General features: G+C 69.1%; 25 protein-coding genes. 23 read left to right on the forward strand and 2 right to left on the reverse strand.

Annotation, left to right across the window (positions count from 1 at the left end; translation table 11 throughout):
- The first annotated feature begins 110 nt into the window (after nucleotides 1-110).
- The 18 genes from H4W30_RS00290 (at nucleotide 111) to H4W30_RS00375 (ending at nucleotide 15,554) form a co-directional block, all read left to right on the forward strand.
- Complete coding sequence (locus H4W30_RS00290) at nucleotides 111-1,016, forward strand: hypothetical protein (RefSeq protein WP_318780495.1); 906 nt, start codon at nucleotides 111-113, stop codon at nucleotides 1,014-1,016.
- Between the two features lie 105 nt (nucleotides 1,017-1,121).
- Nucleotides 1,122-2,657, forward strand: a complete 1,536-nt coding sequence (gene ffh / locus H4W30_RS00295) for a signal recognition particle protein (RefSeq protein WP_192740946.1) — start codon at nucleotides 1,122-1,124, stop codon at nucleotides 2,655-2,657.
- A 3-nt stretch (nucleotides 2,658-2,660) separates the two neighbouring features.
- Nucleotides 2,661-3,734 (forward strand): amidohydrolase family protein, encoded by a 1,074-nt coding sequence (locus H4W30_RS00300; protein ID WP_192740947.1) that lies wholly within the window; start codon nucleotides 2,661-2,663, stop codon nucleotides 3,732-3,734.
- 45 nt (nucleotides 3,735-3,779) lie between these two features.
- Entirely contained in the window at nucleotides 3,780-4,529 is a 750-nt protein-coding gene (locus H4W30_RS00305) for a CPBP family intramembrane glutamic endopeptidase (protein WP_083715735.1), read from the forward strand.
- 58 nt (nucleotides 4,530-4,587) lie between these two features.
- On the forward strand, nucleotides 4,588-5,406 hold the full coding sequence (locus tag H4W30_RS00310; protein ID WP_192740948.1) for a CPBP family intramembrane glutamic endopeptidase: 819 nt from the start codon (nucleotides 4,588-4,590) through the stop codon (nucleotides 5,404-5,406).
- A gap of 157 nt (nucleotides 5,407-5,563) precedes the next feature.
- Nucleotides 5,564-6,010: a 30S ribosomal protein S16 gene (gene rpsP / locus H4W30_RS00315; RefSeq protein WP_005154724.1), complete on the forward strand. Its 447-nt coding sequence runs from the start codon at nucleotides 5,564-5,566 to the stop codon at nucleotides 6,008-6,010.
- Nucleotides 6,007-6,246 carry an RNA-binding protein gene (locus H4W30_RS00320; protein ID WP_003103110.1) on the forward strand — a complete coding sequence of 80 codons (240 nt, stop codon included), beginning with the start codon at nucleotides 6,007-6,009 and terminating at the stop codon, nucleotides 6,244-6,246. Before rpsP ends, H4W30_RS00320 begins: the two co-directional genes overlap by 4 nt.
- Nucleotides 6,247-6,262: 16 nt before the next feature.
- Complete coding sequence (gene rimM, locus H4W30_RS00325; protein ID WP_126733415.1) at nucleotides 6,263-6,775, forward strand: ribosome maturation factor RimM; 513 nt, start codon at nucleotides 6,263-6,265, stop codon at nucleotides 6,773-6,775.
- Nucleotides 6,775-7,539, forward strand: a complete 765-nt coding sequence (gene trmD / locus H4W30_RS00330) for a tRNA (guanosine(37)-N1)-methyltransferase TrmD (RefSeq protein ID WP_192740949.1) — start codon at nucleotides 6,775-6,777, stop codon at nucleotides 7,537-7,539. The genes rimM and trmD overlap by 1 nt, the downstream gene beginning before the upstream one ends.
- A gap of 183 nt (nucleotides 7,540-7,722) precedes the next feature.
- Entirely contained in the window at nucleotides 7,723-8,091 is a 369-nt protein-coding gene (gene rplS, locus H4W30_RS00335) for a 50S ribosomal protein L19 (protein ID WP_005154717.1), read from the forward strand.
- Nucleotides 8,092-8,122: 31 nt separating this feature from the next.
- Nucleotides 8,123-9,073 carry a signal peptidase I gene (lepB, locus tag H4W30_RS00340; RefSeq protein ID WP_192740950.1) on the forward strand — a complete coding sequence of 317 codons (951 nt, stop codon included), beginning with the start codon at nucleotides 8,123-8,125 and terminating at the stop codon, nucleotides 9,071-9,073.
- A gap of 58 nt (nucleotides 9,074-9,131) precedes the next feature.
- Nucleotides 9,132-9,911, forward strand: coding sequence for a ribonuclease HII (locus H4W30_RS00345; RefSeq protein WP_192742363.1), 780 nt, complete (start codon nucleotides 9,132-9,134; stop codon nucleotides 9,909-9,911).
- On the forward strand, nucleotides 9,908-10,231 hold the full coding sequence (locus H4W30_RS00350; RefSeq protein ID WP_003096226.1) for a DUF2469 domain-containing protein: 324 nt from the start codon (nucleotides 9,908-9,910) through the stop codon (nucleotides 10,229-10,231). The genes H4W30_RS00345 and H4W30_RS00350 overlap by 4 nt, the downstream gene beginning before the upstream one ends.
- A 231-nt stretch (nucleotides 10,232-10,462) precedes the next feature.
- Complete coding sequence (locus H4W30_RS00355; RefSeq protein WP_126733412.1) at nucleotides 10,463-10,849, forward strand: YraN family protein; 387 nt, start codon at nucleotides 10,463-10,465, stop codon at nucleotides 10,847-10,849.
- The gene (locus tag H4W30_RS00360; RefSeq protein ID WP_192740951.1) at nucleotides 10,850-12,361 is read left to right on the forward strand and encodes a YifB family Mg chelatase-like AAA ATPase; all 1,512 of its coding nucleotides are present in this window, start codon (nucleotides 10,850-10,852) and stop codon (nucleotides 12,359-12,361) included. It begins immediately after the preceding gene.
- Nucleotides 12,358-13,497: a DNA-processing protein DprA gene (gene dprA, locus H4W30_RS00365; RefSeq protein WP_192740952.1), complete on the forward strand. Its 1,140-nt coding sequence runs from the start codon at nucleotides 12,358-12,360 to the stop codon at nucleotides 13,495-13,497. The genes H4W30_RS00360 and dprA overlap by 4 nt, the downstream gene beginning before the upstream one ends.
- 105 nt (nucleotides 13,498-13,602) lie before the next feature.
- On the forward strand, nucleotides 13,603-14,598 hold the full coding sequence (locus H4W30_RS00370; RefSeq protein ID WP_192740953.1) for a tyrosine recombinase XerC: 996 nt from the start codon (nucleotides 13,603-13,605) through the stop codon (nucleotides 14,596-14,598).
- Between the two features lie 107 nt (nucleotides 14,599-14,705).
- A complete protein-coding gene (locus tag H4W30_RS00375; RefSeq protein ID WP_225948702.1) occupies nucleotides 14,706-15,554 on the forward strand; it encodes a FliA/WhiG family RNA polymerase sigma factor in 849 nt (282 codons plus the stop codon).
- 443 nt (nucleotides 15,555-15,997) lie between these two features.
- Here H4W30_RS00375 and H4W30_RS00380 read toward each other — a convergent pair whose 3' ends face one another.
- Complete coding sequence (locus tag H4W30_RS00380; RefSeq protein ID WP_192740955.1) at nucleotides 15,998-16,603, reverse strand: murein hydrolase activator EnvC family protein; 606 nt, start codon at nucleotides 16,601-16,603, stop codon at nucleotides 15,998-16,000.
- 381 nt (nucleotides 16,604-16,984) lie between these two features.
- Between H4W30_RS00380 and rpsB the strand changes: the two genes are divergently transcribed.
- The 5 genes from rpsB to H4W30_RS00405 all read left to right on the forward strand — a co-directional run bounded on the left by rpsB (nucleotide 16,985) and on the right by H4W30_RS00405 (nucleotide 21,115).
- Nucleotides 16,985-17,857 (forward strand): 30S ribosomal protein S2, encoded by an 873-nt coding sequence (gene rpsB, locus H4W30_RS00385; protein ID WP_034310929.1) that lies wholly within the window; start codon nucleotides 16,985-16,987, stop codon nucleotides 17,855-17,857.
- Between the two features lie 92 nt (nucleotides 17,858-17,949).
- Nucleotides 17,950-18,774, forward strand: coding sequence for a translation elongation factor Ts (gene tsf, locus H4W30_RS00390; protein WP_192740956.1), 825 nt, complete (start codon nucleotides 17,950-17,952; stop codon nucleotides 18,772-18,774).
- A 92-nt stretch (nucleotides 18,775-18,866) separates the two neighbouring features.
- Nucleotides 18,867-19,610 carry a UMP kinase gene (gene pyrH, locus H4W30_RS00395; RefSeq protein ID WP_005154669.1) on the forward strand — a complete coding sequence of 248 codons (744 nt, stop codon included), beginning with the start codon at nucleotides 18,867-18,869 and terminating at the stop codon, nucleotides 19,608-19,610.
- Nucleotides 19,611-19,661: 51 nt separating this feature from the next.
- Nucleotides 19,662-20,219, forward strand: coding sequence for a ribosome recycling factor (gene frr / locus H4W30_RS00400; protein ID WP_034310934.1), 558 nt, complete (start codon nucleotides 19,662-19,664; stop codon nucleotides 20,217-20,219).
- The gene (locus H4W30_RS00405; RefSeq protein WP_192740957.1) at nucleotides 20,219-21,115 is read left to right on the forward strand and encodes a phosphatidate cytidylyltransferase; all 897 of its coding nucleotides are present in this window, start codon (nucleotides 20,219-20,221) and stop codon (nucleotides 21,113-21,115) included. Before frr ends, H4W30_RS00405 begins: the two co-directional genes overlap by 1 nt.
- A 154-nt stretch (nucleotides 21,116-21,269) precedes the next feature.
- On the opposite strand, the gene H4W30_RS00410 is transcribed toward H4W30_RS00405, so the two are convergent.
- On the reverse strand, nucleotides 21,270-22,115 hold the full coding sequence (locus H4W30_RS00410) for a VOC family protein (RefSeq protein ID WP_192740958.1): 846 nt from the start codon (nucleotides 22,113-22,115) through the stop codon (nucleotides 21,270-21,272).
- Nucleotides 22,116-22,178 lie beyond the last annotated feature (63 nt).

A 22,178-nucleotide genomic window follows, 5' to 3' on the forward strand; every position in this document is an offset into this window, starting at 1 on the left:
CGGGTCACGGGCAGATATCGAAACTGCCGTCGGTGACGGTACAACTCACCTCAAAGGGGTGAAAGCGCGGCATAGGATACCTATTCGAGTGAGTCGGTAGGCTCCGAGTGGTGATCAGCCGAAACCGGATGTGGCTCAGCGTGATCAGCGTGGGCGTCGCGCTGGCCTTGGTGCTGACAGTCGTGCTGATCCTCGGCGACGACGAGTCACCGAAGCCCCCTCCTGTCCCGGAGAACGATCTGGGTGCCGCTGTCGCCAACCTCACGTCCGGGCTTTCCGCCGAGCAGGACTACCGCTCGCCGAAAGCCGACGAACGTCGCAGGGCCGCCGCCGGTTTCGGCGCGCTGATGGACCGCGCGGAGCCGTCCGATCTCGAGAAGCTCGGGTTCTCGGTGCGAGACGGGGTGGACACGCAGACCGGGAGGCCGTACACGATCGCCATGAACGAGCCCGGGACCGAGCGGGCGTGGGGGATGTATCTGATCGACCGCTCCGCCCCGCCTTCGCTGGCGATCGAGGTCCCGCATCCCGCGTCCGACCTTCGGACGGAACTGTTCGGTCTCGACTACTTCCGTCAGGTGCCGGGCGCGGTCCTGCTGATCGCGGGCGCGCACCGGAAGGCCGACGACGGTCGGGCCGACGTCGCGCACGAGGTGGATTCGGTGTTCCACGCCGTGGCCGCCACCCTCGCCGGGCGGGGGATGACGCAGGTCCAGCTGCACGGCTTCGACGACCAGAACATGCCGGACGACGACATCGTGTTGTCTTCCGGCGCTTCGGCGGCGGGGGATTCCGCGCGGCGCGCCGCCGACCGGCTCGAAGCGGGCGGATTCGCCGTCTGCCGGGCGTGGACGTCGTCATGTGGCGCGCTGGAGGGGACGAAGAACGTCCAGGGCAAGGCCGCGGCCGAGGACGGAACCGCCTTCCTGCATGTGGAGATGAGCCGTACCGTCCGCGAGGCCGGCACCACCGACGTGATCCGTGCCCTCACAACGGCCGACCTCCGCAAGCCCTGAGCCGTCCGCAACCGCGTCAGACGCCGACTTCGAACACCGACTACCCTGGAAAGCCGCCGGTCCGTACCGGCAAGCCACAACGACCCAGCTGGAGCGTGCACACCCGTGTTCGACACCCTCTCCGATCGGCTCACGTCCGCCCTGCAGACCCTGTCTCGCAAGGGCAGGCTCTCCGACGCCGACATCGACGCCACCGCGCGCGAGATCCGGATCGCGCTGCTCGAGGCGGATGTCGCGCTGTCGGTGGTCAAGGACTTCATCGCCCGGATCAAGGAGCGCGCCAAGGGCGCCGAGGTGCACGGCGCGCTGAACCCGGCGCAGCAGGTCATCAAGATCGTCAACGAGGAACTCGTCACCATCCTCGGCGGCGAGACCAGGCGGCTCACGTTCGCGAAGAACCCGCCGACGGTGATCATGCTCGCGGGTCTGCAGGGTGCCGGTAAGACGACGCTCGCGGGCAAGCTCGCGATGTGGCTGAAGAAGCAGGGCCACGCGCCGATGCTGGTCGCCTGTGACCTCCAGCGCCCCAACGCCGTCACCCAGCTGCAGGTCGTCGGCGAGCGGGCCGGTGTCGCGGTCTTCGCGCCCGAGCCCGGCAACGGCGTCGGCGACCCGGTCGACGTCGCCCGCCGCGCCATCGACGAGGCCAAGCGCGCCCAGCACGACATCGTCCTGGTCGACACCGCCGGCCGTCTCGGCGTCGACGAAGAGCTGATGAAGCAGGCCGCGGACATCCGCGACGCCGTCTCGCCGGACGAGACGCTGTTCGTCGTTGACGCGATGATCGGTCAGGACGCGGTCACCACGGCCGAGGCGTTCCGCGACGGCGTCGGCTTCACCGGTGTCGTGCTCACCAAGCTCGACGGTGACGCCCGCGGTGGTGCCGCGCTGTCGGTCCGCCAGGTCACCGGCCAGCCGATCCTGTTCGCCTCCAACGGTGAGAAGCTCGAGGACTTCGACCTCTTCCACCCGGACCGGATGGCCAGCCGGATCCTCGGCATGGGCGACGTGCTCAGCCTCATCGAGCAGGCCGAGCAGCATTTCGACCAGGAGAAGGCCGAGCAGACCGCCGCCAAGCTCGGCAGCGGCCAGCTCACCCTCGAAGACTTCCTCGAGCAGATGCTCGCGGTCCGCAAGATGGGCCCGATCGGCAATCTGCTCGGCATGCTGCCCGGCGCCGGGCAGATGAAGGACCAGCTCTCGCAGGTCGACGACAAGCAGCTCGACAAGCTGCAGGCGATCATCCGCGGGATGACCCCCGCCGAGCGGGCCGACCCGAAGATCATCAACGCGTCGCGCCGGGTCCGGATCTCGAAGGGTTCCGGTGTCGCCGTCCGCGACGTCAACGACCTGGTCAACCGGTTCTTCGAGGCGCGCAAGATGATGGCGCAGATGGCGGGCCGCTTCGGCTTCGGTGGCGGAGGCGGCGGCAGCAAGAACCGTAAGGGCAAGAAGGGGAAGAAGGGCAAGGGACGCGGCCCGACGCAGCCCAAGGTCCGCGGCGGCTTCCCCGGCGGCATGCCGATGCTTCCCCCCGGCGGCGGGATGCCCGGTGGCATGCCCGACCTTTCGCAGCTCGGCGGCATGAACGACGTACCCGGGTTCGACCCGAAGAAGTTCAAGCTGCCGAAGGACAAGTAGCCCGTGGAGGCGCTGCACCTGGCCGGCGTCGTCCTGCCGGACGGCGAGCACCGCGAGCTGTGGGTGACCGGCGGCCGGATCACCACCGAACCGGTCGCCGGAGCGGAAACCGTGGTCCGGGAAGGCTTTCTGGTCCCGGGGCTGGTCGACGCGCACTGCCACCCCGGCATCGGCGTCGGCGGCGCGACCACCCTGGAAGAGGCGACCGAGCAGGCGATCACCGATCGCGACGCCGGGACGCTGCTGATCCGTGACTGCGGTCTGCCGATCGACGTCCGGCCGCTGCAGGAGCGGGCCGATCTGCCGCGGATCATCCGCGCCGGACGGCATATCGCCCTGCACAAGCGCTACATCCCCGGCCTCGGCATCGAACTCGAAGACCCCGCCGAGCTGCCGAAGGCGGTCGCCGAGCAAGCGCGTGACGGCGACGGCTGGGTCAAACTCGTCGGCGACTGGATCGACCGGGGCGTCGGCGATCTCGCGCCGCTCTGGCCCGACGACGTGCTCGCAGAGGCCATCGCCGTCGCGCACTCCGAGGGCGCCAAGGTGACGGCGCACGTGTTCGGCCAGGCCGCGTTGCCCGGCCTGATCGACGCGGGGATCGACTGCCTCGAACACGGCACCGAGCTTTCGGCGGACCAGCTCGGCGTCCTCGCCGAACGCGGGATCGCGCTCGTGCCGACGCTGATCAACATCGAGAACTTCCCCGGTATCGCGGACAAGGCGGGCAAGTACCCGGTGTACGCCGACCACATGCGGGCGTTGCACGCCGGCGTGGGGGAGATGGTCTCGACTGCGATCGAGGCGGGTGTGCGGGTGTACGCGGGAAGCGACGCGGGCGGCATGGTCGAGCACGGCAGGCTCGTCGACGAGATCGAGGCGCTGCACAAGGCGGGCATGTCCGCGGAGCAGGCGCTGGCGTCGGCTTCATGGGCGGCGCGCGAATGGCTGGGCGTGCCGGGAATCGTCGACGGCGCTTCGGCTGACCTGCTCGTTTACCCGTCCGACCCGCGTGAGGATCTCGCGGTGCTGCGGCATCCGAGCCACATCGTCCTGCGTGGCAAGATCTACGCCTGACCCGACTCCATCAGTGACCGGAGCGGCACTTAGCGTGGAGGCGTGGTGGACGACGGGCAGGCTCGCGAGCGTTTGGTGCTCGGAGCGCACTGGGGCTTCGTAGCGTTCTTCGCGGGCATCGCCGGATACCACCTCGTCACGCTCGTCATGAGCTTCCTGATGTCAGGCCGCTTCGGCGGCTACGACCCGCTCGAACTCCGTGACGTCGGCCCGCTGCTGATCCTCGCGTTCCTGCCCACCCTCGTGCTCGGACTCGGTCCGGCGGTCGGCTCTCGCGTCTGGGGCCAAGGGCTTCGCACGGACTTCGGCCTCAAACCCACCTGGCGCGACGTCCGGATCGGGCTCGCCTGCGGGGCCGCCGCGCTCGCCGCCGGCTACCTCCTCAACCTGCTCCTGCTCGCCGTCTACGGGACCGACAGCGACGACCGGACCTTCTCCGACGTCTCACCCGGCCCGATCACCGAGCTTTCGGGCACCACCGAGGGCGACACGATCTGGCTGGTGCTGGCCGCGGTCATCGTCGTCCTCGCCGCCCCGGTCACCGAAGAACTGCTCTTCCGCGGCACGCTGTGGAACGCCATGGGCTTCCATCGCCTGCCCTCGTGGGTGATCCTGCTGGTCACCGCGCTCGTGTTCGCCCAGTTGCACGGCGAGGCCGCGCGCACGATCGCGTTGTTCGGCCAGGGCATCGCCATCGGTCTCGCCCGTTATCTCTCCGGCCGGGTGAGCGCGTCCGTGATCGCGCACGCGGCCAACAACCTCCCACCGGCTGTATTGCTCTTCGCGGCGAGGTGATCGCCGGTCCAGGCGGCTAGAGTCTTTGAGTAACCGAACGATCACCGGAGGGATCGGCGTGACCGTATCTCAGCCCAGGGAGCCGATCCCCGAGGCCGCGCCGCCGGATGAGCTGACCGAAGAAGTCATCGCCGGAGGTGAGGTGGCCGCGCCCGGCACGCCACCGCCGCATCGCTGGGGATTCGGGGCCTTCCTCCTGGTGGAAGCCGTCCTGCTGGCGTCGGCGGCGTTCATCAGCGTCCTGCTCGGCGACGTCCAGCCCGGCCAGCCCCTGCCGATGCGCATGGTGCTGCTGGGCACCATGGTGCCGACGATGATCGCCGCCGGGGTCGCGCTGCTGATCACCCGCCTGCGCGGCAACGGCCCGGTCATCGACCTGCGGATCGGCTGGAGCTGGGCCGACGTCAAGGTCGGCCTCAAACTCGGCGTGCTCGGACTCGGGTTCACCTCGCTCGCCGCGTGGGCCTGGACACAGGTCGTTGGCAACGAGAACGCGACGTCGGCGATCAGCGCGCTCGTCGAGGACCGGCGGATGTCGGTCTCGGCGGCCATCGTCATGTTCATCTACCTGTGGCTGGTCGGGCCGATCTGCGAGGAGATCATCTACCGCGGGCTCCTGTGGGGCGCGGTGGAACGACTGACGTGGCGCACCGAACGCTGGGGGAGGATCGCGGCGTTCCTGGTCTCCACGGCCGTTTTCGCGGCGAGCCACCTCGAACCGCTGCGCACCACGTTGCTGCTGGTGATCGCGATCCCGATCGGGCTGGCCAGGGTGTTCACCGGACGGCTGCTCGGCAGCGTGGTCGCCCATCAGGTGAACAATTTCCTCCCGGCCGTGACGATCCTGCTGGCCTCGCTCGGGATAGCCGCGTTCTGACGGCCGATCGGCGTCTGGCAGAATGTACGCTTGCCTGCTTTGGCCGGACCCTCTCACCGCGCCCGAGCTCACCCTTCGGGTGTGCGCAGCCGTGTCCCCACTCGGCTGGCGTGCGCCTTCCACATGCATCAGAGAGAACTGAGGAGTACCCACACCCGTGGCCGTCAAGATCAAGCTGCAGCGTCTCGGCAAGATCCGTGCGCCGTACTACCGCATCATCGTCGCCGACGCGCGCACCCGCCGTGATGGCAAGGCCATCGAGACGATCGGCAAGTACCACCCCAAGGAAGAGCCGAGCTTCATCGAGGTCGACACCGAGCGGGCCCAGCACTGGCTGTCCGTCGGCGCCCAGCCGACCGAGCCGGTCCAGCGCATCCTCGAGATCACCGGTGACTGGCAGAAGTTCAAGGGCCTGCCCGGCGCCGAGGGCACCCTGAAGGTCGCCGAGCCGAAGCCGTCGAAGCAGGACCTGTTCAACGCCGCGCTCGCCGCCGCCGGTGACTCGGCCTCCGCCGAGGCCACCACGCCGAAGAAGAAGTCCGCTCCGAAGAAGGCCGAAGCCGACAAGGCCGAGGCCGCCGAGGGTGACAAGGCCGAGGCGTGAGCTTCCTCGCTGACTCCCTCGAGCACCTGGTGCGCGGGATCGTCGACAACCCGGACGAGGTCCGGGTCGAGCTGCTGACCACGCGTCGTGGCCGCACGCTCGAGGTGCACGTGCACCCCGACGATCTCGGCAAGGTGATCGGCCGGGGTGGCCGCACGGCGACCGCCCTGCGCACCGTCATGGGCGGCATCGGTGGCCGCGGCGTCCGCGTGGACGTCGTCGACACCGATCGCTGACCAAGGACAGAACGGGATGGACGTCGTAGTCGGCCGGATCGCCAAGGCGCACGGAATCCGCGGGGAACTCGCGGTGGACGTGCGCACGGACTCGCCGGAACAGCGGTTCGCGGTCGGTTCGGCCGTCACGACGAAGCTGCGTGACGGCAGCAGCAGAGACCTCACCATCGCAGCCGCCCGCGAACACAGCGGGCGGCTGCTGGTGCGTTTCGAAGAGGTGCTGACCAGGGACGTCGCGGAGACCCTCCGCGGCGCGCTGCTCATCGCCGACACCTCGACGCTGCCGCCGACCGAAGACCCCGACGAGTTCTACGACCACGAACTCGAAGGCCTGCGGGCCGAACTCGCCGACGGCACGGTCGTCGGCAAGGTGCTCGAAATCGTGCACTCGCCCGCCGGCGAGCTGCTGTCGATCGAACACGACGGACGCGAGGTGCTGGTGCCGTTCGTGAAGGCGATCGTCCCGGCGGTCGACGTCCCGGGCGGCCGCGTGGTCCTCGACCCGCCGGAAGGCCTGCTGGACGCCTGATGCGCCTCGACGTCGTCACGATCTTCCCCGAATACCTCGACCCGCTCCGCGCCGCGCTGCTCGGGCGCGCGATCGACCGCGGCCTCATCGAGGTCGGCGTGCACGACCTGCGGGACTGGACGCACGACGTCCACCGCGCCGTCGACGACGCGCCGTACGGCGGCGGGCCAGGCATGGTGATGAAACCGCAGATCTGGGGTCCCGCCCTGGACGACGTCTGCGGCGAGAACACCCGCCTCGTGGTCCCGACCCCCGCCGGAAGGCCGTTCACCCAGGCCATGGCCCACCAGTACGCCGCCGAGGAGCACCTGGTGTTCGCGTGCGGCCGCTACGAGGGCATCGACCAGCGGGTGATCGACGACGCCGCGCGGCGGATGCCCGTCGACGAGGTCTCCATCGGCGACTACGTGCTGGTCGGCGGCGAGGCCGCGGTGCTGGTGATGGTCGAGGCCGTCGTCCGGCTGCTGCCCGGCGTCCTCGGCAACGCACGCTCCGCCGAAGAGGACTCGTTCTCCGACGGGCTCCTCGAAGGCCCCAGCTACACCCGGCCGGAGGTCTGGCGCGACCTGGCCGTCCCGGACGTCCTGCGCTCGGGAAACCACGCGCTGATCGACCGCTGGCGCCGCGACCAGGCGCTGGAACGCACCGTGCGGCGCAGGCCCGAACTGATCGGGCAGCTGCCGGAAGGTAGTCTCGACAAGCACGATCTCGGTGTCCTCGAGCGGTTGCACGAGGACACCGGCCAGGCCGGGTCGAACGCCTGAGACCTGGTCTGCAATACTTGACAGGTTGGCGTGAGTGGACGCGCGAAACTTGATTGGTGCTGTCAGCACGAATCAAGGCCGCGAGGTCCGCCGGAACGCCATCAGCCCCCGGGTAGGTCGCAGTGCCCGACACTGCGCGCCCAAGCTGCACGTAAGCCATACGAAGACGAGGACGGACCACCGATGAACACCCTGGACGCGCTGGACGCGCAGTCACTGCGTTCCGACATCCCGGACTTCCGACCGGGCGACACGCTCAAGGTTCACGTCCGCGTCATCGAGGGCAACCGCGAGCGCAACCAGATCTTCCAGGGCGTCGTGCTGCGTCGCCAGGGCGGCGGCATCCGCGAGACCTTCACGGTCCGCAAGGTGTCGTTCGGCATCGGCGTGGAGCGCACCTTCCCGGTGCACTCGCCGAACATCGCCGAGGTCGAGGTCTTCAAGCGCGGTGACGTCCGCCGGGCGAAGCTGTACTACCTCCGCGAGCTGCGCGGCAAGGCCGCCAAGATCAAGGAACGCCGCGAAAACCGCGAGACGACCTCCGCCAAGTAGGTAGCCGCACGGTTACCGGTAACCTGGCGTCGTGGTCGAACCCGTGTCCCAGAACACCTCCGAAGACGAGCCCGATCGCCCCGAAGAGGAGCGCCCTACCAGGGCCTCCCGGCGGGGCCGGTCCGGCTCCAAGAAATTCGGCAAGGTCAACAAGAAGCGGTCGTTCTGGAAGGAACTGCCGATCCTGATCGTCGTGGCACTCGTGCTGACGATCTTGATCCAGCAGTTCCTCGCCAAGGTCTACATGATCCCCTCGGGGTCGATGGAGACCACGTTGCACGGCTGCGCGGGATGCACGGGCGACCGGATCCTGGTCGACCGGATCACGTACGACTTCACCGATCCCGGCCCGGGCGACGTGGTGGTCTTCAAGGGACCGCCCGCCTGGGTCGGCGAGATCGACACGCCGGAGTCCAGCAACATCTTCGTCACCGGATTCCGCACGCTGGGTTCCCTGATCGGGTTCGCGCCGCCGGACGAGCGTGACTTCGTCAAGCGGATCATCGCGACCTCCGGGCAGACGGTGCAGTGCTGTGATCCGCAGAACCGCGTGATCGTGGACGGCAAGGCGCTCGACGAGCCGTACATCCACTGGGAACCGGGTTCGCAGGTGGACGAGAGCGGCAAGCCCGTCCAGGACACGTTCGCACCGGTCAAGGTGCCTGCCGGTTACGTCTGGGTGATGGGCGACAACCGCAACAACTCGAGCGACTCACGGCGCCAGGGCGGCGGCGGGGTCAACGGCGCGATCCCGGTCGAGAACATCATCGGCAAGGCGCGGGTCATCGTGCTCCCGCCCGGCCGCTGGGGTGGCGTTTCGGACCACAACCCGCAGGCGAACGCCCAGCCGGTGGCGCTCGGTGCGCCTGCCTGGCAGCAGGGGCTTCCCCTCGGCGTCGGTGTCGCCGCGGCGTGGCCCGTGCTCTTCCTTGGCAGGCGGATGTCGGTTGGAGTGCGCAAGGCGGTCGACCGGAGGCGGTAAGGCCTTGAGAGTTCCTGTACCGCTCACACCGGCCGAGCCGCTTCGGCCGCCGCGGGCAGTGGTGCGTGGCGACCTCTTCTGGGGGTTGCAGGGTGCGCTGGACCGGCGAGGGCTCGGGCCCGTCGCCGGAGTCGACGAGGCAGGGCGCGGTGCTTGCGCCGGCCCGCTCGTCGTGGCCGCCTGCGTCCTGCGTCCGGGTGACGCCGCACGCCTGCCCGAGCTCACCGATTCGAAGGTGCTCACGGCCAAGGCTCGCGACCGGGTGTACGACCGGGTCGTCCAGCGTGCCGTCGACTACTCGGTCATCGTCATTCCCGCGGCCGAGATCGACCTGTTCGGTATCCACGTCATGAACCTCGAAGGCATGCGGCGCGCCGTCTCGGCGCTGCGGACCACGCCCGGCTACGTCCTGACCGACGGATTCCGCGTGTCCGGACTGCCCGCCCCGAGCATCCCGGTGCTCAAGGGGGACAAGGCCGTCGCGTGCGTGGCGGCGGCGTCCGTGCTGGCGAAGGTCACCCGGGACCGGATCATGGGCGACCTGCACGACGTCCACCCGCACTACGGTTTCGACGTGCACAAGGGCTACAGCACCACCGACCACAGCGCGGCACTGAACACCCACGGTCCGAGCCCGGTCCATCGCTGGTCGTACACGAACGTGGCCACCGCGGCGGCCGCGCACCGCGTCCCACCACCTCATCCGGTGGTCCTGACCGTCGCGGCACTGGAAAACCCGAGCGTGCCGATACGTGCCCTCGGCCCGTACGTGGGTAACAATGAACGCTCCGCCGCTGGAACAGCAGCAAAATCGCGAGGAGGGGCGCGGATTTCATGAGCGCAGAGGATCTCGAGAAGTACGAGACCGAGATGGAGCTCTCGCTTTACCGCGAGTATCGCGACATAGTCGGCCAGTTCTCGTACGTGGTGGAGACCGAGCGGCGGTTCTATCTGGCCAACGCCGTCGACGTGCAGGTGCGCGACGGCGGCGGTGAGGTGTACTTCGAGGTCCGCATGTCCGACGCGTGGGTCTGGGACATGTACCGGCCCGCGCGGTTCGTCAAGCACGTCCGGGTCATCACGTTCAAGGACGTCAACGTCGAAGAACTCGACAAACCGGATCTCCGGCTGCCGGAAGACGGGCCGTTCTCCGGCTGATCTTCGGAAAGTATGTGAAGGCCCCCTTCAGTGCGTGAAGGGGGCCTTCACGTATCTCCGGGCCGCATAGCACAGCCCACCGACGATTCCGGCCGGTGAGCTCCCGCGACGGCCCAACCATCCACAACACCCCACTTGTCCACAGGCGGCGGAATCAGCCCTGTCCGCCGCCCCCTCACCCTGGCAGCGTCGATCCCACACGCACCGTGACGATCGCTGAGGGGGATCGAGATGACGAGCACGGCCGAACAGCCGTCCGCCGGGACACCACATATCGAACTGGGCCGATGGGGCGAGGAGCTCGCGGTCCGGCATCTGGAAAAGACGGGCTATGTCGTCTTGAGCCGTAATTGGCGTTGCCGTGACGGCGAACTGGATCTGATCGCGACCGACACCAAACGCCTCGTCTTCTGCGAGGTGAAGACGAGGACCGGGGTGGGTTTCGGCACGCCCGCCGAGGCGGTGACCCCGGACAAGGCGGACCGCATCCGCCGCCTCGCGTACCAGTGGCAGCGGCAGTTCATGCTCCGCTGGTGCCCCGTCCGCTACGACATCATCGCGATCGTCGCCAGGCCCGACGCCAAGCCCAAGGTGCGGCATATCAAGGCGGCGTTCTGAATGGCGCTGGCGAGGGCCTGGTCCGTCGCGTTGCTCGGCGTCGAAGGCCGGATGATCGAGATCGAGGCCGACATCGGCGGCGGCTCGCCGAAGGTGACGATGGTCGGACTGCCCGACACCGGGCTGAAAGAGGCGAAAGACAGGGTCCGGTCCGCCGTCCGCAATTCGGGGCGGACCTGGCCGGACGAGCGGGTGATCCTCGGCCTCTCACCGGCGAACCTCCCGAAGGTGGGATCCGGTTACGACCTGGGGATCGCGGCGGCGATCATGGCCGCGACCGGATCTGTTCCCGCCACGAAGCTGCTGAACACCGTGCTGCTCGGCGAACTGGCTCTGGACGGCCGCGTACGGGCGGTCCGCGGGGTACTGCCAGGGCTCCTGGCGGCGCGTAACGCCGGATATCGGAGAGCCGTCGTCCCCGCCGAGTCGCTATTCGAAGCCGCTCTCGTGGACGGCTTGGAAGTCGGCGGGGTAGCCCGGCTGAGCGAATTCGTGGACTGGCTCAAGGGCGAAGGGGAGCTCACCCGCCCCGAGCCTTCCGTCGTCCAAGAGCCGCCGCAGGTGCCCGACCTCGCCGACGTCGTGGGACAGCCGGAAGCGCGGTGGGCACTGGAGGTGGCCGCGGCGGGCGGGCATCACCTGCTCATGACCGGGCCTCCCGGGGTGGGCAAGACGATGCTCGCCAAACGCCTTCCCGGCCTCCTCCCGCGGCTGACCGCCGAAGAGTCGTTGCAGGTCACAGCGATCCATTCGATCGATGGTTCGCTTTCGCGGTCCGCGCCGCTCGTCACCGTGCCGCCGTTCGTCGCGCCGCATCACTCGATCAGCGTGCCCGCCCTGATCGGCGGAGGAAGCGGCCTCGCCGTGCCCGGCGCGATCAGCCGGGCGCACCGGGGGATCCTGTTCCTCGACGAGGTGTGCGAATTCGGCCCGGAACGGTTGGAGTCGCTGCGCACGGTGCTCGAAGAAGGCGAAGTGCGGATCGCCAGGGTCAAGGGCGCCGTGCGGTATCCGGCACGGTTCCAACTGGTGCTGGCGACCAATCCCTGTCCCTGCGCTCCGGCGAAGGACGCCGACTGCACGTGCTCCGCGACCGTGCGGAGGCGCTACTTGAGCCGACTCTCCGGACCATTACTCGATCGGGTGGATCTGCGGGTTCGGCTGCGCCCGCTTTCCGCGCTCAGCGCGCACCTGAGCGAGCCGCCCGAAGCCTCGGCTGCCGTCCGGGAGCGGGTGCTGGAGGCACGCGAGCGAGCCGGTAAACGCTGGGCCGAGCAAGGCTGGCTCACGAACGCCGAGGTGCCCGGCCCGGCACTGCGCCGTGAATTCGCACTGCCGCCGCAGGTCACGGCGTTGCTGGACCGCGCGTTGGAGCGAGGCGCGATCACCGCGCGCGGCGCCGACCGGTGCCTTCGCATCGCCTGGACGCTCGCCGATTTGCAGGGCGCCGACAAGCCGGAGGCGGACGAGGTCGCGGCCGCCCTGAACTTCCGAGAGCGGTCATCCGGATGAGTGAACTCGACACCGAGCGCATCGCCCGGTCGTATCTCCTGCGCGTGGCCGAGCCACCGGCACCCGCCTTGGCCGATTTCGTCGGTGAAATCGGCCCCGTCGCCGCCGCGGAACGAGTGCGAAGCGCCGAGTGCCCGCCGAAGGTGCGCGACGAGACCGCCGCGCGGCGAGCGCACGACTATGCCGAGCGAGATCTGGAGCGGGCCGAGGCAGGCGAGGCCCGCCTCGTCATCCCGGAAGACGACGAATGGCCGGCCTGGCCGTTGCTTTCGCTGGCCGTGGCCCAGAGCAGGGGCGTGTCCGGCGTGGCACCTCCGCTGGCGCTGTGGGTACGCGGCCCCGCGAGGCTCGACGAGGCCGTGGACCAGGCGATAGCGATCGTCGGTGCCCGCGCGGCGACCGGGTACGGCGAGCACAACGCGGCCGAGGTGGGCTACCACCTGGCGAGCCGGGGGATCCCGGTGTTCTCGGGGGCGGCGTACGGCATCGACGGCGCGGCCCATCGCGGCGCGCTGAGTGCGGACGGTACGACGGTCGCCCTGCTCGGTTGCGGTGTCGACGTCGGCTATCCGGCCCAGCACGCGACCCTGTTGCGCTCCATCGCGGAGACGGGCGCGGTGGTCAGCGAGTACCCGCCGGGCACCACCCCCGCGAGGCATCGCTTCCTCGTCCGGAACAGGCTCATCGCGGCGCTCACGGAAGGGACCGTCGTGGTCGAGGCGGGCAGGCGCAGCGGCGCGCGGAACACCGCGGCGACGGCCGGAGCGCTCGGCAAGGTCGTGATGGCCATGCCGGGGCCGGTGTCCTCGGGGATGTCCGCCGGCTGTCACGCGCTGATCCGCGAAGGCGAGGCGACGCTGGTGACCTCGGTCGACGAGATCCTGGAGACGGCGGGACGGTTCGGGGCACCGGGAGCGGATCCGTCGAAACCGCGCCGCCGCACCGATCAGCTCGGTCCGGAAGCGCTGCGAGTACACGATGCCCTGTCCGATCGGTCGGCGAGGCCCGTGGAACGGATCGCCGCCGAGTCGGGCATCCCGGTCGAACGTGTCCGTTCGTTGCTTCCGGCACTCGAACTCGACGGCTTCGCGGAAAGAGGTGACACAGGGTGGCGAAGACGCGCCGCCAAGACCTGACTGGCCTACACCTGAGACGCCATCCCGGCACGATCCGACCACGGACACCGCAACAGGGTGCGGCGATACTTGACCATCCGCCGTACATCGCGCAGCGTGATCGGCATGCCGTCGACCGAAGGTCCCCACGGCACGGGGAAACGCGCCCGCAGACCCGATCTGCGCGCCGCCCGTGCCGCGCTGCCGGAGCCTGTCCGGAAGCTGATCGACGACTACGAGCGGCACCTTTCCCTCGAACGCGGGCTGTCCGCGCATACGGTGCGTGCCTACCTCGGCGACGTGGTGTCGCTGATGGGTTTCGTGGACGCGAACGGCGGGCGGTTCTCCGACCTCGACATCGGGACGCTGCGTGGTTGGCTCGCCCGGCAACGCGAGGAAGGGGCCAGCCGGACCACGCTGGCGAGGCGGGCCGCGGCGGCTCGCACCTTCACCGCGTGGGCCCATCGAGGCGGGGCGCTCGCGTCGGATCCGGGCGGGCGGCTGGTGGCGCCGCGCGCGCACCGCAAGCTTCCCGGGGTCCTCCGCGCGGAACAGGCCAGCGACGTCATGCGCTTCTCAGCCGCCGGTGCCGAACAGCGCGACCCGGTGGCATTGCGGGACAGTGCCATCGTGGAACTGCTCTACGCGACCGGCGTGCGGGTCTCGGAACTGTGCGGGCTGGATGTGGGCGACGTCGATTTCTCCCGCCGGGTCGTGCTCGTGCTGGGCAAAGGCGGCAAGGAACGCGTCGTGCCGTTCGGCGTGCCCGCCGAAGCGGCCTTGCGGGCGTGGCTGGACGAGGGCAGGGGAAAGCTCGCCGTCGAAACCAAGGGATCGGGGGAAGCGGCACTTTTCCTCGGGGCACGGGGAGGCAGGCTCGACCCGCGGGCGGCCCGCCGCGTCGTCCACGACGCCGTCGGTTCGGTGCCGGGCGCGAACGACATGGGCCCGCACGGCCTGAGGCATTCCGCGGCCACCCATCTGCTCGAAGGCGGCGCTGATCTTCGGAGCGTTCAGGAACTGCTTGGTCACGCTACGCTGGCCACAACGCAGCTCTACACTCATGTGACCGTCGATCGGCTGAAGGCGATCCACGACCGCGCGCACCCCCGGGCCCGATGATGCCGGGGAGGACTCGGCAGGTGACCCGGCGGCCCGGACCGGCGGCGCACGCGCATCCGCACGAGCACGGAGAACACGCTGAGTCGCATGCTGAGAACGGCGGCCCGATGACCGCCGACCCACATGTCACCGAAGCCGCCGGGAAACACCGCCCCGGCGGGGACGGTCCTGCCGTCGCGCCCGAAGCGCGGACCGGCTACGAAGTCGACGCCGGGATCCAGGCGCTATGGCGGCAGTTCACCGAGTCCCCGGACCAGATCGTGCGCGACCGGCTCGTGCTGCACTACGCCCCGCTCGTCAAGTACGTGGCCGGCCGGGTCGGCACCGGCCTGCCGACCCACGTCGACGTCGGGGACCTGATCCAGTCCGGGATCTTCGGCCTGGTCGACGCGATCGAGAAGTTCGAACCCGCCAGGGGCCTGCGGTTCGAGACCTACGCCATGCAGCGCATCCGGGGCGCGATCCTCGACGACCTGCGCTCACAGGACTGGGTCCCCAGAGCGGTGCGCAGCAAGGCCCGCGAAGCCGAGCGCGCCCTGGAACGCCTCGGCGCCCGGCTCAACCGCACCCCGACCGACGCCGAACTCGCGGCCGAGCTGGAAATCAGCGTCGACGACCTGCGCGAGTTCTACGGCCAGATGCAGCTGACCAGCGTCATCGCCCTGGAAGACCTGGTCGCCGCGGGCAAGGACAGCGGCTCACTGGTCGACACCCTGCCCGACGACGGCGCCGTCGACCCGGTGGCCGTCCTGGTCGACCAGGACAACCGCCGCCAGCTCGCGCAGGCGATCGCCCAGCTCACCGAACGTGACCGGATTGTGGTCGGTCTCTACTACTTCGAAAGCCTGACGCTCGCCGAGATCGGCAAGGTCCTCGGCGTCACCGAGTCGCGGGTCAGCCAGCTGCACACCCGTGCCGTCATGCGGTTGCGCGCCAAACTGGTCGAGCAGGCCTAGCCGCCGTCCCCGTTCTGTGAACGCAAGGCACCGCGTCGCGGCCTTGCCGTGGCCCGCGGGCCCCTTCTCACGTGAGTGAGTCGCAAGTGCCAGTCGGCACCTGGACGACTCGTGTGTTTGGGCGGACGGCACGTGTGATCAGCCGGACGGCACGTGTGATCAGGCGGACGGCACGTGTGTCGAGCCGGGCGACCTGGGTTTCCTCCGGATGTAGCGCTTGTCGATCGGGTGACGCGTGTCGCCGGCGGATCACACGGTCCGGAGCCTGCTCGATGTGTTCGTTCTCCAATCACGCGTGTGCCGTGCCTGGACACGGGAATCGCGCCAAGTGCCGCAGTAGCGAGGTACGCGGAAGGACTCCGGGGCACGAAAAGCAACACATGCGCCATGGCGCGAGCAGACCACGGACCGGCGGGTACCGCGCCCACTCCAGCAACCCCTGCTCAGTCTCCTTCCCAAGGTTTGAGGCGGATCTCGGACGGTTCACCGATCAACGTGAGCGGGTCGACGTACTCCTCGCCGCGCCGGACGCCGAAGTGCAGGCACGCCGGCTCCGGGCAGCCCGGGTGGCCCGCCGCGAGCGTGCCGAGCACCTGACCCCGGTGGACCTGATCACCCGCGGTGACCGTCGGGGCGAGCGGTTGGTAGGTGGTGCGCAGCCCTCCGTCGTGATCGATCGACACCACACCGCGGCCCGCCACCTGCCCGGCGAACATCACCACTCCCTCGGCGGCCGCGAGCACGTTCGCGCCCGGGGGCGCGGCGAGGTCGACGCCCCGGTGGCCGGGGCCGTACGGCGTCGAGGGCGGCTCGAAGTACCTGGTGACGCTCGGTACCGGGGAAAGCGGCCAGGAGAGGCGCCCCTGCGGGGTGGGCGCCCCTCGCGCCGTCCCGGGCATCGCCGCGGAGGTGAGAATCGCGAGCACGGTCGCGAGGATCGCCAGGCGGGGAAGGCGCCGGGCGGGCCCTGGGCGGCGGTGCCTGCCGCCGGTGCGGTCGATCGCGAAGGAATGCCTGGTGACAGGGCGGGATGAGGTCGTCGGTGTCATGTGTTCCAGGTTGGGGGTACGGCGTGGCGGGCGGGGCGCGCCGGTGGAATCTGTGGATAACCGAGGTGGTTGTGGACAACCCCTCTCATCAGGGGCTGCCGGTGCGGTACCCGGTGGCGACAGGGAGTAGACTCTTTTGCGCGGTCCGCGGCAGCGGACTGACTTCGCGTGCACATGCGCGCTCCCGATGGCCGATCTCCTCACGGAGGGTCAGGACAGGTGGGGGCACACGGTCCGGCGGTCCCTGGAGTACTTCGCTCCGGGGTCCGGGCCCGAGCATCGGCACCAGGGCGATCGGCCACCCGGCCGAGAGCGACGAACCGAGCAAGCGCGTTCCGGCGGAGCCGGGCGCGCACGACACAGAAGAGGTTGATTCCGGCAATGGCCGTCGTCACCATGAAGCAGCTGCTCGACAGCGGCGTGCACTTCGGGCACCAGACCCGTCGGTGGAACCCGAAGATGAAGCGCTACATCTTCACCGAGCGCAACGGCATCTACATCATCGACCTGCAGCAGACGCTGACCTACATCGACCGTGCGTACGAGTTCATCAAGGAAACCGTCGCGCACGGCGGCACCATCATGTTCGTCGGCACGAAGAAGCAGGCCCAGGAAGCCATCGCGGCCGAAGCCTCGCGCGTGGGCATGCCCTACGTGAACCAGCGCTGGCTCGGCGGCATGCTGACCAACTTCCAGACGGTGCACAAGCGTCTTCTCCGCCTGAAGGAGCTCGAGTCGCAGGAGCAGACCGGCGGCTTCGCCGGCCTGACCAAGCGCGAAATCCTCACGCTCACCCGTGAGAAGGACAAGCTCGAGAAGACCCTCGGCGGTATCCGCGACATGGCCAAGGTGCCGAGCATCGTGTGGATCGTCGACACGAAGAAGGAGCACATCGCCGTTGGCGAGGCTCGCAAGCTGAATATCCCGGTCGTCGCGATCCTGGACACCAACTGCGACCCGGACGAGGTCGACTACCCGATCCCGGGTAACGACGACGCCATCCGTTCGGCCGCGCTGCTGACCAAGGTCGTGGCCGAGGCCGCCGCCGCCGGTCTGATGGCCCGCTCCAGCCGCAACGGTTCCTCCGCCGACGCCAAGCCCGAGGCGGGCGTCGCCACGGACGAGCCGCTGGCCGAGTGGGAGAAGGAGCTGCTCGCCGGCTCCGAGACCGCCGCCGCGGACGCCAAGGAAGCCGCCGCCGCGACCGAGGCCGCCACCGAGGCTCCGGCCGAGCAGGCCACCGCCTCCTCCTGATCCACCTGCCCGTGGGGCCGCCTGGAGGCGGCCCCACGGGTGACTTCCCCAAAAGACTTTCTCGTACCTGAAAAAGGACGGACACACCCACGATGGCGAACTACACCGCCGCAGACGTGAAGCGTCTCCGGGAGCTCACCGGCTCCGGCATGATGAACTGCAAGAAGGCGCTGGAGGAGAACGACGGCGACTTCGACAAGGCCGTCGAGTTCCTGCGCATCAAGGGCGCCAAGGACGTCGGCAAGCGCGCCGAGCGCGCCACCGCCGAGGGCCTCGTCGCCGGTGACGGCGGCGTGCTGATCGAGCTCGACTCCGAGACCGACTTCGTCGCGAAGAACGAGGACTTCCAGGCTCTCGCCGCGAAGATCGTCGAGGTCGCGAAGGCCGAGAAGACCAGCGACGTCGAGAAGCTGAAAGCCGCCTCGCTCGACGGCAAGACCGTCGAAGAGCAGGTCCAGGAGCTGGCCGCCCGCATCGGTGAGAAGCTCGAGCTTCGCCGTGTCGCCGCTTACGAGGGCACCACCACCACGTACCTGCACCGTCGCGGTGCGGACCTCCCGCCCGCCGTCGGTGTGCTGATCGAGTACACCGGTGAGGGCGAGGAGGCCGCGGAGGCCGCCCGTGGCGCCGCCATGCAGGTCGCCGCGCTCAAGGCCAAGTACCTGACCCGTGAAGAGGTCCCGGCCGAGATCGTCGAGAACGAGCGTCGCGTCGCCGAGGCCACCGCCCGCGAAGAGGGCAAGCCGGAGCAGGCCATGCCCAAGATCATCGAGGGCAAGGTCAACGCGTACTACAAGGACAACGTCCTGCTCGAGCAGCCGTCGGTCAAGGACAACAAGAAGACCGTCAAGGCCCTGCTCGACGAGGCTGGCGTGTCCGTGAGCCGGTTCGCCCGGTTCGAGGTCGGCCAGGCCTGATCCAGGCGCGGAACACAAGAATCACCACTGTGCCCCGTCTCCGTCCATCGGGGACGGGGCACAGTCGGGTTCGGAGCATTAGGGAGGGCGACATGGGTGTCCGGGTCGAAGGCGGATACCGGCGGGTGCTGCTGAAGCTGGGCGGCGAGATGTTCGGCGGCGGTTCCATCGGGGTTGATCCGGATGTGGTGCACTCGGTCGCTCAGCAGATCGCCGACGTCGCGCGCACGGGCGTGCAGATCGCCGTCGTGATCGGCGGCGGCAACTACTTCCGCGGCGCGGAGCTGTCGCAGCGCGGCATGGACCGCGACCGCGCGGACTACATGGCGATGCTCGGCACCGTGATGAACTGCCTGGCGTTGCAGGACTTCCTGGAGAAGGAGGGCCTGCCGACCCGCGTGCAGACCGCCATCACCATGGGACAGGTCGCCGAGCCGTACATCCCGCGCCGCGCCGAGCGTCACCTGGAGAAGGGCCGCGTCGTCATCTTCGGCGCCGGGGTCGGCATGCCGTACTTCTCGACCGACACCGCCGCCGCGCAGCGCGCGCTCGAGCTCGGCTGCGAAGCCGTCTTGATGGCGAAGGCCGTCGACGGCGTCTACACCGCGGACCCGAAGAGCGACCCGACCGCCGAGATGTTCCACGAGATCAGTCACCGCGAGGTGCTGGAGCGGGACCTCAAGGTCGCCGACGCCACCGCGTTCAGCCTGTGCATGGACAACAACATGCCGATCATCGTGTTCAATCTGCTCACCGAGGGGAACATCGCCCGCGCGGTCAGTGGTGAGAGGATCGGCACCCTGGTCGACACCCCCGCCGACGGGGTGCCCGCGTAGGCCTGCTCTGATCTTCGCAATCGGTACGCATACACAACTACGGGAGTTGCCGTGATCGACGAGACCCTCCTCGACGCCGAGGAGAAGATGGAAAAAGCGGTGTCCGTCGCCAAGGAGGACCTGTCGTCGGTACGCACCGGCCGGGCCCACCCGGGGATGTTCTCGCGCATTGTTGTCGAGTACTACGGCGCGCCGACCCCGCTGAACCAGATGGCGAGCGTCAACATCCCCGAAGCCCGGATGGCGTTGATCAAGCCTTACGACCAGACCTCGCTCAACGCCATCGAGAAGGCGATCCGCGAGTCGGACCTCGGCGTCAACCCGAGCAACGACGGCAACGTGATCCGCATCGTCATCCCGCAGCTCACCGAAGAGCGCCGCAAGGAGATGGTGAAGGTCGCCAAGGCCAAGGGTGAGGACGCCCGCGTCTCGATCCGCAGCGTCCGCCGCAAGGCCAAGGAAGAGCTCGACCGGATCAAGAAGGACGGCGAGGCGGGCGAGGACGAGGTCGTCCACGCCGAGAAGGAACTCCAGAACCTCACCGACACCTACAGCCACAAGGTCGACGAGCTGGTGAAACACAAGGAAGCCGAGCTACTCGAGGTCTGATGAGCCAGGTGAGCGAGGAACGCGAGGACCGGGTGGACAACCCGGAACCGGTTCCGGCCGAGAAGCCGGAACCGGCGAAGAAGGTTTCCCGCGCCGGCCGCAACCTGCCCGCCGCGATCGGGGTCGGGCTGCTGCTGGGGGCGGCGATCGTCACGTCCCTGCTCACCGTGCGCTATCTGTTCATCGGCATCATCGCGATCGCCATCGCGGTCGGCACGATCGAGCTGGCCGGCGCACTGAAGCGCGCGGCGGGCATCCGGATCGCGCTGGTCCCGGTGCTCGTCGGCGGTCAGGCGATGATCTGGCTGGCGTGGCCGTACGGCCGCGAGGGCGCGCTGACGGCGTTCGTGCTGACGGTGCTCGTCTGCCTGCTGTGGCGGTTGCCCGGCGGCGCGGACGGCTACCTGCGCGACATCAGCGCGTCCGTCTTCGCCGCCGCGTACATCCCGCTTTTCGGCGCCTTCGCCGCCATGCTCGTCCCGCCGGCGGACGGCGTCGGCCGGGTGCTGGCGTTCATGATCGGTGTCGTCGCTTCGGACACCGGCGGCTACATCGCCGGTGTACTGGGCGGCAAACATCCGATGGCGCCCAGCATCAGTCCGAAGAAGACCTGGGAAGGGTTCGCCGGTTCGCTCGTGGCCGGGGTGGTCGCCGGCGCGCTGACCCTGAGCCTTCTCCTGGACGGTCACGCTTGGCAGGGCGTGTTGTTCGGCGCGGCGATCGTCTGCACGGCGACGCTGGGCGATCTCGTGGAGTCGCTGATCAAGCGTGACCTCGGCGTCAAGGACATGGGGAACATGCTGCCGGGGCACGGCGGGCTGATGGACCGGCTCGATTCGTTGCTCCCTTCGGCCGTCGTCTCCTGGCTGCTGCTCTCCGCATTCGTGCCTCTTTAGGCCAAGTCCCTGCTCGGAGCGCTGACGACGACCGCGGCGGAGGCGGGCTCAGGCCCGGTCGCCGGCACGGATTCCGGTCCCGTCCGCGGCGTGAGCACCGGCGAATACCGGAGTTTCCAAGGTATTCCGTTCGCGCCCCCGGTCGGTGACCGGCTCAGTCGTCGTAGGGATCGTCGACTTCGGCGGTACCCCAGCCCTCGACGGCCCGCGAGTGGTCGATCACGGCGAACACCGAACCGTCGGGGTCGGCGAGGATCGCCATCCGGCCGTACGGGGTGTCGTAGGGCTGGACCACGACGGCACCGCCGAGCATCAGGGCCTGTCCCGCAGCGGCGTCCGCGCCGCGGGCCGGGTCGAGCTCGAAGTAGACCATCCAATGCGGGGGCGTGTCCGGCCGGTACTCCGAACCCATCACGTACCGGTACAGCACGGGTTCGTGTTCGATGAGCCATTCGGCGTAGTCGAGCGAGGCACCGTCGCCGATCTGGTGGCTGGTGTAGTTGAAGAGGCGGCAGTAGAAGTGATCCGCCGCCGCCCCGTCGTGGGTGTTGAGATCCGCGCCGCTGAAGGTGTTCGGCACCCCGGTCGCGAACTCCCAGGTGGCGGGCGGCTCCCAGAAGACGACGTGCGCGCCGCACGCGTCTACGGCGTGGACGATGTTGCCGCGATGGGGGATCGCCACCGGCCCGAGCGTGACCCGGCCACCGAGACTGTCGACCCATTCGGCGGCCGCGGCCGCCTGTGGCACCGAGATGTGGACGCTCCAGCCTGCCGGGCCGCCGGTGCCCGCGCGGTACAGACCACCGGCCGGGACGCCGTTCAGCGTGGCGATCGAGTAGCGGCCGGTCGGTGTCGCCGGATCGCGCTGGACGACGTACTCCCAGTCGAAAAGCCCGCTGTAGAAGGTTTGCGCGGCCGTTTCGTCTCTGCACGCGAGCTCGATCCAGCACGGGATTCCCGAAGGTATGACGGAAGTGTGGGCGGCCGAGCCGAGCGACATGCGGTTCTCCCTTACCGGTGGGAGTAAAGTCTAGTCGCTGACCGCATTGTTTCCGTCAAAGAT

The organism is Amycolatopsis roodepoortensis (assembly GCF_014873915.1).
Classification (GTDB): domain Bacteria; phylum Actinomycetota; class Actinomycetes; order Mycobacteriales; family Pseudonocardiaceae; genus Amycolatopsis; species Amycolatopsis roodepoortensis.